This window comes from Paraburkholderia sp. CNPSo 3274 (assembly GCF_024206475.1).
Classification (GTDB): domain Bacteria; phylum Pseudomonadota; class Gammaproteobacteria; order Burkholderiales; family Burkholderiaceae; genus Paraburkholderia.
In genome coordinates this window covers 1-12,753 of the sequence record NZ_JAMBPR010000053.1, presented here as the reverse complement: position 1 = coordinate 12,753, position 12,753 = coordinate 1, and the positions used below count along the sequence as shown (strand labels likewise).

The window sequence follows — 12,753 nt, the reverse complement described above, 5'->3', positions numbered from 1 at the left end:
CCGGCGTGCTCGAGGGGAATGCGATGAAGAAGCACTCGTTTCCTGCAAGTATCTGGCGAACAGGCGTGGGGAGCGCGCTGCTCCTGTGTATGCTGCTTGGGGCCTGCAAGACGCCGCCGCTTTACCGCGGTCTGACGCAGACGCAGGTTCAGGCACTTACGTCGGCGGGGTTCCAGGAGACCGAGCAGGGTTTCGAGTTCGGCTTGTCCGGACCCATCCTGTTCGACTTCGACCGCTACAATCTCAAGCCCGACGCACGCCGGATTGTCGAGCGCGTTGGCCACACGCTTAGGGGGGCGGGGCTTAACAGCGTGCGCGTCTATGGCTACAGCGACGGGGAGGGCTCGAACGCCTATGACCTCGAGTTGTCCAGACGCCGTGCCGAGGTCGTGGCGCTCGAACTCGTCGACACCGGCTTTCCTGCCGAACACATCGAGATCATTGGGAAGGGCAAGCGCGACCCGGTGGGCGACAATCGCACGGAAACCGGCCGCGCACAAAATCGCCGGGTCGCAATTGTCGTCTCGTCGCGCTGAGCCGGCGCGGCGTTCCGTTTATGACGGTTTCAACCGGCATGCCTCCGGTAATCATGGTCGCGGTAATCCATTCGACAGGCGAAACGGCGCGTGCCTGTCAAACAATGAACTTTTGAACAGAGCGAAGCGAACCGGCAGACGCTGTGCCACGCGCTGCATCGCCTCGCCGAAGAAAGTCTCTCCCCGCATCGAAAACGTTTCGCCATCCTTGATATCGCTGCGATGCTGGCTGCTGTTGGCCGATGAGCTTCCCTTTGTTCCACGCCTCAAGGGCTTGTTCGGTCTTCATGACAGACTCCCACAAGAAGATGGGAGTTCGATTTTGTTACCCCTCTCGGGCGTCCGCTTACGATCGATTTCCCGAAGACTTACAACCGGCCAACAGCGGTCAGTCGTGAATTGCTTCAGAATAGTGGCCGATGAAGCAACGCCACGTTTTGCACAACCACAATTCACTGAGGCTACAAATGGTTGATTGGTCTGCTATTGCGACAGTCTTTTCTGTGTATGCGGCAGGTGTCGTCATACCCGGGCCGAACTTCGTCGCAGTCACTCACAAGGCGGTAGCCGGCAGACGCTCCGATGCGCTCGCGCTTGCCGCCGGAATCGTGACGGTGAATCTGTTCTGGGCGACTTGCGCCATCCTTGGTATCGGAATGGTGTTCGCTATTTTCCCGTGGCTCGCTGTCGGCGTTAGGCTTGCTGGCGCGGCCTATCTGATCTGGTTCGGGCTGCGGCTCGTTGTGTCGGCACGGGCAACCTCCTCAGGAGCACGTCACCCAACGAAGGCGCCTTTGTTTCGTGCCGCGTTCCTGGAAGGTATCGCGACAAATATCGCGAACCCGAAGTCCATCGCCTTTTATGCGGCGGTGTTTTCCTCAGCGGTGCCCACCCACGTTTCCATGCCGACGTTCTTCGCGATCCTTGCTACTGTCGGTGCATCAGCGACGTGCTGGTACGGAGCAGTCGCGCTCGTTCTATCGCACGCGGCGATTGCGACGGCGTATCGTCGCGCGAAGGCATGGATCGACCTCACATGTGGAGGGCTCATGATCGCGCTGGGAATCCGGCAGGCATTTCGTTAACAAAGCGCCCGGCGGAGCCTGTCTGAACGGCCGCTTTGCGTGTGGGCGACCGTCCCTTGTGGGTCGAGTCCGGCCGATCGCGTCGGGTGTTAGCCGTGTCTCACCGGGAACTGCCGGTCGCGTCTCGCGAGTTCCGCGACCGGCTGAGGTGGGGAGCCATGCTGCGGGCTATTGCCCGTTCTGAGCGGACGTTCGTGTTTTGGAGCCATTTGCTGGAGCAATGATTCCGAAGAGTCCATTTGACTCCTTGTTAGGACCTGCCGAGAAGTACAGCGTGTCCGGGCTTGAATTGCGCCCGCCTCCGAGAGTCAGAGTCCACAGGCCGTCAATCGCCAGTGGATTGCCGAACTCATTCTCCAGCTGATCGACGAACGTGCCGTCATTGTCGAAGACATTGATTCGGCCATTGCCGAAGTTGCCGATGAGGATTTTGCCGCTGAAGCGGCCGAACGCAAACGATGCGCGCGTAATGCCCCACGGCGAGTCGAGCGGTCCTTGGCTCGCAAAGCGGCGCAGCAGGTGGCCGTCGGTATCGAATACATCGACGAATCCATGACCGCGGCCTGCAACGTCGTCATGCTTCTGACCGTCCTGCTGCGCATAGGTGACGAAAAGGTCACCATCGATGTTCGCAATACCAAACGGGGCGTAGCCGGCTGGGATGTTCGGGTCGGCGAAGCCTCCGTCCGTCATCGCGGGCGTAAACAAACCATTCGTGCCGTTCGGCCCGAACACGTCGATCCGGCCCAATCGGAAGTTTGTCGCGAACAGGAATGCGCCTCGCGCGTTCACACCGAAGACGAGACCCTTGTAGACGGCCCCGTTGGCAGCGGTGGGATTGGACGAGTTATCGGCCGCCATCACGGCGTTGTTCGCCGGATTCAACCCACCGGCCCAAGCGGAAATCGTCCCGTCTTCGGTCGCGAAGATGAATACGGCCGGGATCTGGGTACCTGGCACGAGAAATGCCGACGAAGGATTCCATACGATGCCGGTCGGCGCCGCAGGCGCGGGATTCGGTGGCCTGCTGGCAAAGACGGGATGACAGTCGCTGGCCGGTATGACGTTGCCTGGAAGCGGGATGGAAACCTGCAGTGCTACCTTGGTGCCCGCGCCGTCATAAAGCGTGGAGCAGCCCGTGGCGTTGTCGTTGATCCAGAATGGACTGCCTGCCGGACTAAAGGCAATACCCCAGGCGTTCTGCAGTACCCCGTCGACCTTCGGAGCAGAGCCTGCCAGGTTGGACACAAGTGGTGTGACGACGTAAGCTTCATCGGCAGCAGCATGTCCGATTGTGAAACCGGCGGCGAATACGATTACGGCCGCCGCTTTGAGACCCCACGAGATCTGAGACATAACTTCCCTCCACGTCTGACTGGCGAGAAATCGCCGCAGGCTAAACGGCCGCTGTACTTCAAATATTCCCGCTCGACGCAAAAAAAATTCCGCTAGCCACCCGGTCGCATGACGCGATAGGGGGCAAGCACGGCTTTCTACCCACGCACAAGACATGCCTCGTGATGACGGCGCACTGAAATTCGGCTATCGGCGCGGTCTACGATGAAGTGTGGAGGATCGGGTCGTTGCATGGCTCGGCGACGTCATGAATGTCTTGGGCGTAGGTCACTGGATGGGCGCGGCGATCTGGAGGGTTCCAAGTGAAACTGCGTCGCTGACTGCGTTGCCGGCGCGCGTGATACACGGCGCCTCCGCACCGATGTTGCCCTGGAACGCGATACTGAAATTCGAGGTCTCCTGCGGAGTTTCACCGAGTACGATCAGGCCGCGGGTGCCGTCACCGTTCCACAATACGACGTTGTACGTCGTGGGCGCCGGGGGTGGCGTGGGCCCGAACAGTCCGCCGTCACCGGGTCCCGCGACAGGGGATATCGTTGCCCTCGCCATCCGGTCGACGGCGGCGACTGCTGAGATAGCGCTGCTTTTCAGTGCAACAAATGGCTCGGGCCCAATGCCAATGTTGATCCATCGCCAGATCCGCCGCCACGGGAGTGGAACGGGGCTTTCCAGCAACAGCGCGACGAGCCGGCTGCCAGTATTGCGGAACAGGCTCAGCTCGGTGTCGGGGACATCCGGTGACTGCGCGGTGCCCGCAAGGTCTTTTCGGCCGAGCGCCGAGATTAGCGCGTCAAAGGTTGCGTTCGTCGAAGCCGAGAAATTGTCCCAGGCGGCATTGGTGTCACTGCGGGCTGTTGCCAGCGCCTTCGCGCCATACGGCGCCTCGCTTGCGTCCGCGCTCAACGCATCGCCCAACGGATCGAACGATGCAACGATCGACGCCAGGCTCGCGCGCGAATCCAGATAGCTACCCTGATCGGTGATACGTTTGCCGTCCTTGTTCGACGGGTCCGCAAGCCAGGTCAAGGGATCAGTTCCTGGCGTGTAGTAGCGCAGTGGCGGCACACCCGCTGTGCCTTTGATCTGGTTCGCGACATTGGCGATCTGGTCCGCGAACGTCGCGTAGCGCGACGTGGTGAACTCGATATGCACGAGGGGAGTGCGTGCGTCGTCGTCTGCCTGCCAGGCGCGTAGCGCGTTCAGAAGCGAAGTCGGATCGGCCGCGCCGAACACGGCGTCGAGTGAAGCGGCGGGCGCGGTCCCCGGCTGGGCGTCGGCAGCGTATAAGGGGCCGGCCACGACATCGAGTGCATAGCGCGTCAGGGGTTCGATGGACCTGAACCATAGCGCAGCCGCAGTCTGGGCGTCGTTTTGCTGATCGAGCAGGCCGATGATGCCGGCCGCCTGCGAAGGTTCGAGCTGCGCAACTAGTGAATTGCCGAAACGGGTGCCGAGCTGCGCCACGAGTTGCGCGGTGTCAATGGACGACGCGACCTCGCTCGAGCGAATGTATGCCGGGATCCTGGGTAACGCCGACGCGAGCCCGGCACGTTCCCTTAGCGCGGCAAGCACACTGGGGCCGATCTGCGTTGACGCCAGAGTGAACCCGCCCTGGGTAGCGGGTGCCGATGGCGCGAGCATCGCTGGCGGCTGCACGGTCAGCGGCTGTGCGACGAGTGCGCTCATCTGTGGAATCGAATCGAGATGGGTATCGACGTTCTGCATCAGCGTGCGAAGCTGATTCCGGTCTGCACAGCGAAAATGCAGGGAATCTGCAGCGGAGGTGGCCAGCGCCGTGTACAGCTCATTGACGTAGGTCTCGACAAATTCGACATTGAAGTCGTATCCGTAATACGCGGCGAGCTCACCATTGGGTGGCCAGGACCATTGCACGTAGGAGTTCAGCGTCGACAGCGCGCCACCGAGCGGAAACGCCGCGTCGGGTTGCTGGCTGCTCCTGGTATTGTTGGGCGGCACCCGCGCATCGATGCAGTTGCGGCTCAATTGCGGGTAGGGAGGCGGTACGCTCGGCGAGGGTTGCACGACGGGCAGCGTCGTGTCGATGGAGGTCCCGCCCGGGCCCGCGGCGATCTGCAAATAGGCGGTCTCCACGATCGGGTCCGTGCTCACCGGCTGCATGACCGTGCCTCCATCCTTCACCCTGCCAGCGCTGATACGGGTCACTGTCTGAATGGCATACAACGCTGGCGCGTCGTGCAGGATGGCCTGCTTGACGTCCGGGAACCGGTAGACGACGCTGTAAAGCAATAGCGTGCCGGCATCGAGGTTGGTCGTGAGTTCCTGAATCGGCGGCGGGTTGTCCGCTACGCTCTGCTTCCATTGCGAGGTGGCCGGGTCTTCGGTTTCCGAAGCGAACGCAAAGGGTGAGTTCGAGCCATCTGCGTACCACACTGGCGCCGCGCTCGCATTGGTGAAAAGGAGCGCCTGGATCGAAACGATCATGACCGGCACCGGAAAGCGCAGATGCAAGACAGCCGTTCCACTGCTCTGGCTGCGCGTCGCCATGAGCCCTGGCAGCATCCCAGGCTGGTTCACGCTACCGATCGTTGCGGGGCCGAGCGCGGCGTCAAGCACGAATTCGATACCCTGATCGACGAAATCCGATCCTTGCGTCGTGCCCACGGATGCGTTTCCCCAGGCGGCGACTTTTACCTCGCCTTGCGATATCTGGTACGGCACGACCTTGAGCCGGGTTTGAACTTTCGGACTCGATCCTTCGGCGGCCGCCGCGAGCCAGACACCGTCGAGTCGCGTGTCGCCGGCAGGCGACGAGCCTTGCGGCAAGGAACAGACCGGTTGCCACGCACCGGCCTGGTACTGGTAGAGGGCGACCTGTGCGAGCGAGTAATCATGCTGCCATTGAACCGCTGGCTGAAAGAAGCTCAGATCCGACATGTCATCCTTGCCGATGAGTGGCGACGTTTGCGGAAGGTCTACCTTGACGATTTCGTCGGGGGCCGCGACCCGGTTTCGAAAACCGGCGTCGTCATTCACGGGATGGGCGAACGACAGTGTGAAGTGGGTGTCCTGCGGGACGACGGGGGCAAACACATCGGGTCCGCCGCCCGTCGGATCGAGCGGCGGCAACATCGCGAGGAGGCTGTCCGGATTCGACACATCATGTCCGTCGACGCGTGCATGCCATGCCGCCGAATCTGGCCCGTCCAGGGCGAGGATGCCCGGCGCCGCCGGGTCGTCGTAGCGCAGCGATGGTTCTGGCAGCGGTCCGCCCAGCCGATGCGCAAGCAGTACATATTGATCCGACGCCGGTTGGCCCGACGAATTGGTGTGGTCGTTCACATTGGCGTTGATCTGGTTCAGCGCAAGCGGTGACGGCGGCACGGAGCCGTCGTCGCCTCCCCATGTCAGCGACACGGTCGCGCCGATGCTGCCCAGGGGCCATGGCAGGTCCAGCTCGACGCTCAGATCGCCATGTACCCAGAACGGATGCGGGGCGGTGGCTTCGAGGAGGGCTTCGGCGCTGATGCCGAGGCCTATGCCAAACGCATCCAGATGGACGTCGCCACGCAGCTCGACACCGGCTGCGATCTGCAGGGGCGACCACTGGATCGCAGCGATCGTCGCGAGATACGCCTCCAGACTGACTGAAAGCGGCCCGAAGGACCATGATCCGCGATAGCCCGTCCACGTGCCGGTGACAAGCCCGGCGTCGCTGACCACGAGATACGCGTCAGTCTCGAACAGGCTGAGTACTCGCGCCTTGAACCGCTTCTCGTGCGGAGGTTTGCCGAGCGCGAGAAACCATGTCGGACTCTCCGACTTGCCGACATGCACCTGCGCGGTTCCATCGATGTCGAGGATGTCCGGAATCGAATAGTGCGCGTCGATGGTCAGATCGAAGGTGCCGGCGTTCCCGTCATAAACCGCGAGCGCTTCGAAGTTTGCATCCTGATTGGCGCCACCGATTCGCTTTGACAGAATGTTGGCCTTGCCAACGATCGCGATGATCGGCCCCGGCAACATCAACACGAACGAAACCGCCGCCGACGCCGTGAAGCCATCGTCAGCAGTACCGATGGTCGCACCGGCGCCCAGCGCGATCGCGCCATCGCGCGGACTCAGCCATTTCTCGACCGCTGTCGCATCGTAGTCCGGCGTTGCGTTGACGTCGACGCCCGTGTCGTCCGTGGGGTATTTGTACCATTCCCACCAGGTGTGATCGGGTTCGGGATGCGGCTCGAGATTGCTTGCGAAGAGTCCGTTGAAGCCGTAAATCGACACGTCGGCGAAAACCGGGATGCCAACTGGCAGTTCGACATCGAGCGCAAGAAAGAACACCGATACGCCGCCAAAGTGGCCAACGATGAAGCGACCCTGTATGGATAGATCACCCGGTATGGCTTGAATGTCAACGTCCACCGTGCCGGCAAACACATCCACCTTCTGGGGAAACGTTGGCTGTCCTGCCGAATTGTTCAGGAGCGTGGGCAGAAGCCCGGCTTGCTTCAGATCGTCAGGACTATTCGCGTCGACGTGAATATGGTCGATCTCGCCGCTGATATGCAGAACGTCCGGCATGAGGAAATCGACGGCGACACCGTCGAACGACAACGCGCCGGTGTCGATGTTGATGCGCAGTCCGCGCACCGACCCGCCCAGTGACAACCCTTCGACAAGGTGAATATCGCCATTGAACCCGATCCATCGCCCGCTGCTATCGTGCCCGAATCCGAGACGTTCGAGCCCGACGTGAAAGCCATAGAAGTCGAGCGCCGTCTGGCTCGGCAAGTCGATCCAGCCGCCATCGATCGAAATGTCGCCGTGGCTGTCGATGCCAAGACCCTTGAGCTCGAATCCCGGCCATTGCAAATCGGCGGTGGTCAGCTGAAGGCGACCGGAAATCAGGATGCGCCACGCGTTGCCGGGCAGTTGATCGAACTCGAGGGAGGCGACCTGCAACTCGACCACCAGCGCGCCCCCGCCGATCGAGTACTCGAGTTGCACCAGACCGTCGGCCGTTGTCGGCGCATCGGTTGCTGCAGCTAGCGTGATCGAGAGCGTGCCGTTGGGCCGGGTCGTCAGTTCGACGTCAACCGATTTTGGCTGGCCGGCGTCGTCGGTGAAGAATGGAATCTGAAAGCGCCCGGCTACGAGTGTGCTCTGCAGCCCGCCGTTGGCTAGGACGACGTCAAAGGCCGTCAGCGCGACCGTAAAGCCATCGAGCAGTGTCGCCTGCAATGGCTTGTCCGCGCTCAACCCTTGAATGGACAGATGGGCGCCAGGCGCGTTGCCGCTGACCGAAACGTTGTCGAGGTTGATCGACTGTCCATTGCCAATGTCGACATCGAGAGACAGCCCAGCCGCATCGGCCGAAATCGTCACCACGCCGGGACCGAGGGCCGTGTCGACGGCATTCTGGATCGCCGACACGCCCAGATACTCGAGCAGCGGAACATCCAGGGCAGAAAGGTCGCTCATGGTGGGGTCGCTTTACTTGGGTGCCAGTTGCGAGCCGATCAGGTCGAGCTGCTGTGCGAGCTGATACAGATCGATTGCCCCCTGGTTGGTATCCGCGAGCAGTTGCTGGATCTGGCCGAACAGCGTGCCGGCCGAATTGAGGACCACGACTGGCCCGGTTGGCGAGAGTGTCTGTGCGAGCTGTAGAGCTTGCTGTAACTGCTGCATGGGATCGGCCGCGCCAGCGCCCAGCGTCGGCAACTGGTCTGCGATGGCGCGGATCACCGCCGTCACTTCGCTCAGCGCGGATGAAATGGACTTGCCAAGGCTCGCCATGTCGCCTGACGCGGCGTAGAGAACCTGCATCAACGTGGCGATTGCGGGCAGCACGGTGCCCGGCGTTGCCGTCCCGCTTTTCCAGGATGATGCGGCGTTGGGGTCCGCACCAGAACTGGTCTGCGGCGTGGCGATGGTGTTTTCCAGACTCTGGACTACCGGCTGGATCGGATCTGCTGCCATGGCAAACTCCCCGCTCGTTACCTGCAAAGCAAAATGAACCGTTCACTCGCGCCTACGCCGGCCCGGTCAGTAGCCTCGTGACGAAAATCTTCGATGACGCCGAGCGCTGGCCATATACGTCGACCGCAACCATTGCGTACGCGTTATCGCCCTTGGGGTCCGGTGCCGTGTAGCCCGAAAGCGCGTGCGCGTCGAGGGGTTTGCCGTCCGCCCCCACGCCATCGACAAAAGCGCTCCGGCGCACCAGCAGCGCTCCCAGCACGCGCGGCGCGCTATCGAACGTTGCCACCACGACGACCGCAACCCGCCGGCCGAGCCCGATACGCAAACCGGTGATCCGCGCCTGGTTCGCCGTCGTGACCAGTTGCGCAATGCCGCCTTGTTCGGGCGGCGTCCAATAGTTGAATGCCTGTGGCTGATCGAGCGGCGCGCGCGTGGCTTCGTAGTCGGTCGCGCGATAGACCGCGTTGACCTGCGTCGGGATGAAGCCGGCAGGCAGCGGCACTTCGCCCATGTCGCTGTCGTCATAGTCGCGCGCGCAGATCTGCGGATGCGGCACGAGCGCCATGATGCGCGGATCGACCAGGCCGGCGCCGAACGAAACCGGCGCGGCCGCCGTCGGAGCGATGACCAGCGCGGAGAGTCCGGTTGTCTGAGGCGCGCTCGGGTCGCTGCCAAACCAGCGCAGGTCGGCAAGCTGCTGCGTGGTCCCGGCGCGATAAACCAGATACGCGGCTACGTCCGGGTTTTCGTCGAGCGCCCACGCGACGATGGCCGTCGAGACGGCCGGCTGCACCTTGTAGAGCACCGGCGCGCGTGGTGGCGTGCTGGGTTGGGTGTAGTAAGGACCGATTGACCCGGTGCGCGCGCTTACCGTGCCGGCGTTGTTGAATGCGGCGAGCGTGTAGAGCGTTCGCCCGAAGCCCTTGCCATCGACGCTCGTCGAAATGGGGGTATCGAGGGGCGACGGGTCGCCGTTCACGCGTGCGAAGCCGGTCGCGTTATCGGGCAGGTCCGCAAGCGCACGGAGTTCGTCGTCGAGCAGTCCACCGTAGAAGTGCTCACCGAACGCGCGGCGCGCGGACGCATCGGAGAGCACGTTGGCTAACGTCCACGATGACGGGGCACGGTTCGAGTTACCCTGGTTGTAGGCGTCGAGCCATGCGCCCAGTGCACCGATCCACGCCTGGAGGTCTTTGCGGGGCGTTCCGCTATCGAGGACGGTGGGATTGGCGTCTGCTGCGTTGCCCAGGGCGAGACGGCGTTTCATGTCCGCCAGAACCAGCGACTGGACCGGGGCACGGTAGAGCGAAAAGCTATCGGTGCCGGTTGTGGCGGTGGTGTCGAACGGTAGCGTCCGGCTTGCCTGTCCGGTGAAATCCGCACGATCGAAGTATTCGTGATGGACGCTGTGCACAGGCGTCGGAGGCGTTGGCGGCACGAGCCGCTGCGGGCCGCTGAACGACACCGCCGCCGAAGCCGGTTGCCCGCGCGGCGCGTTGAGGCCATTGGGATCGACGATCATTTCGTTGGGCGCGAACGGCGTCTGGGTCGAGCCCGTCACCGAGAAGCGGCCACGCGCCGATGTCTGCGCAAGCGGAACGTCCAGGGGGACGGCCACGTTGATCTGCATTGCGCAACCGCTGATCAGATAAGCCGTTTGTCCGATGCTTTGCTGCGGGGTGGCGCCCATACGCGAAAAGGTACCCGAGTTGATGACCGCGACGACCGGCGCGCCTCCCGATGGCCCGCGCGCTTCCGGGCGTACGACATGGCGCTCGCGTGCGCCGTCCGGGAAGGTGAGGACCAGTAACGCGGTGGGATCGCCTGGGTTTGGCGCCGGCAGCGGCGGGTCCGTTTCGATTTCGATCTGCGCGCCAGTGCTATCGGATGGCGTGGCCGATACGACCGTCATCGCCGAGATGACCGGTGAGGGCACCGCGAAGTCGTATTCGACGAGCGTGCCGGTTGGGTTGCCGGTTGCCAGGTCGACTGACTCGACCGTGAGGCGCGCGCTGCGAATATCGGGGTACATCGCCAATGTGCCGCCTGACCAGTTGATTGCCGCGGTCAGCGTGCCTCCTGTCCATTTCAGGGGAGCCTGCGGCGGCGGCGGGTTCGCCGCGCCTGCGGCCAACGCCCGGTTGTCGAATCCGCGCAGCGAAAGCGCCGAAGGCGACGCGGCGATGTGTTCAACGCCGAGTGGAGCCGTCCATTGGCTGAAATTCCCAAGTACACCGAACAGATTAAACCCGGCCACGGCATGGCGCCAGCCGCCTGCCGGGTCCGGCAGCGAAGCATCCGCGCACCGGTATCGCCGCTTCGAGGTGAGGGGAGAATCCGCGGGCGTTGCCGCGGCCGCGGCGAGCACGCGTTTGCTGAGTCGCTGCACCTCGCTACCGCCGGTATCGTTGCGTTCGACGACAAAGCCGATGGGGCGGGTGGGTGGCGGGATCGCGGCCGGGTCGGTGACCGGGTCGCCGGTGTAGAGCGCTGCAGACGGATCGGGTGCAGGCCATTCGATGTCGATCAGGCTGCGCGGTACGAGTTGGAGCGAACTCGCGTCGACATCGGCATCGCGGTGACGATACGTCGATACCGGATCGCCGGGGGCCACGAGGGGCGCGATCTGATGCGGAGCGTGCAGCATCGCATACCGCGTCCCGATCGGATCGGCCGCGAGGCGGTGGAGCGTTATTTCTCCGACCGTTACCACGATCACCGGTTGGGAGGGAATGGACACGCCGGAAACAACGATCTGATCGATCTGCGATGTGTTCGGATTCGCAGAAATCAACGTGACCAGGGTGAGTGAAGTGGATGCGAACGTGGCACTGGCAACCGTCGTGCCGCCCGACATCGCCTCCACGATGCCCACGCCGGATACCTGGAGATCGATGCGCGCATAGGCATCACCGATCGTGATGGATACCGTTGGCGCATGTGCAACGCCGCTGCCTGTCGACAACGCGATGAGCAGCGCGGCGGGTTGTTGAGACGGCGCCAGTCCACCGAGCGCGATGCCTACTGGGGACGCGGCGACTGCGGGGGCACCCGGATCGAGTTGTGGAACGCCGTCTTTGGTCCAGCGCCACAATGAGGTCGCCGGCAATGTGGAGCCTGCGGTAATCGTTGCACCGTCCTGGACGGCTGTGCCGAGCGCTAGAGCGGCGGCGCTCGCCAGACCAGGAATCAAGACGCGCGCGGCTTCTGGCGTGTCGCCCCAGAACCCCGCGATGCAGTAATCGTAGTCGACCCCCGCCGTTGCTTCGCTGTCGACGAAATAGACGCCCAATACGCGTGCGCAGTAAGGATCGAATGCAAGCAGAAGCAGTTGCTGAATCAGCGTTAGACCAAGCGCCGGCGCGTTCCCCGCAGCAGCGGCGTCGTTGAGCGGCACGCGCGCGAGCGCTGCGCCCGGAAATCCTTCGACGAGGCGAATCAGTTCTCCATGAAGGTCCGTGAGTTTTGTTTGCTGACCTGCTGCATCGAGTGTTGCGGATATCAACAAACCGCCGAGCCGGCGCGCCGATTCGCTCAAATCGCTCGAGGCGAGAGCATCGTCAGATGCGGTGGCCGGATCTGGCGCGCCTGCGTACCGCGGCGGCCAGTTCGAGTCGGTGACGGGCAAAGTGAACGGCATTCCCCATCGCTGCCATCCCCCATCGTCAGGCGACCCCCATGCCGGTGGCCCTCCTTGAGGGCTCGTCGGCGCTTCGCAGCTCTCGTCGTGGAGAGCCGTTTCGCAAGGCGGCCCGGCAAGCGGCTCCGACGTCTCACAGGGGGCCGTTGGATAAGGCGCGAACGGAGGATAGGGT

7 protein-coding genes are annotated in these 12,753 nt (G+C 63.1%); 2 read left to right on the top strand and 5 right to left on the bottom strand.

Translation table 11 applies throughout. The features are described 5' to 3' along the window. Positions 1–23: 23 nt before the first annotated feature. A complete protein-coding gene (locus tag M3I54_RS29780) occupies positions 24–536 on the top strand; it encodes an OmpA family protein (RefSeq protein ID WP_254342303.1) in 513 nt (170 codons plus the stop codon). A 97-nt stretch (positions 537–633) separates the two neighbouring features. Here M3I54_RS29780 and M3I54_RS29775 read toward each other — a convergent pair whose 3' ends face one another. After that, complete coding sequence (locus M3I54_RS29775; protein ID WP_254342301.1) at positions 634–825, bottom strand: hypothetical protein; 192 nt, start codon at positions 823–825, stop codon at positions 634–636. A gap of 178 nt (positions 826–1,003) precedes the next feature. On the opposite strand from M3I54_RS29775, the gene M3I54_RS29770 reads away from it, so the two are divergent. Continuing rightward, entirely contained in the window at positions 1,004–1,621 is a 618-nt protein-coding gene (locus M3I54_RS29770) for a LysE family translocator (RefSeq protein ID WP_254342414.1), read from the top strand. Positions 1,622–1,789: 168 nt separating this feature from the next. Here M3I54_RS29770 and M3I54_RS29765 read toward each other — a convergent pair whose 3' ends face one another. The 4 genes from M3I54_RS29765 to M3I54_RS29750 form a co-directional block, all read right to left on the bottom strand. Next, entirely contained in the window at positions 1,790–2,977 is a 1,188-nt protein-coding gene (locus tag M3I54_RS29765) for a TIGR03118 family protein (protein WP_254342299.1), read from the bottom strand. A gap of 267 nt (positions 2,978–3,244) precedes the next feature. Further along, entirely contained in the window at positions 3,245–8,437 is a 5,193-nt protein-coding gene (locus M3I54_RS29760; protein WP_254342297.1) for a hypothetical protein, read from the bottom strand. 12 nt (positions 8,438–8,449) lie between these two features. Further along, complete coding sequence (locus M3I54_RS29755; RefSeq protein ID WP_254342296.1) at positions 8,450–8,935, bottom strand: hypothetical protein; 486 nt, start codon at positions 8,933–8,935, stop codon at positions 8,450–8,452. Positions 8,936–8,987: 52 nt separating this feature from the next. Beyond that, entirely contained in the window at positions 8,988–12,578 is a 3,591-nt protein-coding gene (locus M3I54_RS29750) for a hypothetical protein (RefSeq protein ID WP_254342294.1), read from the bottom strand. Between the last annotated feature and the right edge of the window lie 175 nt (positions 12,579–12,753).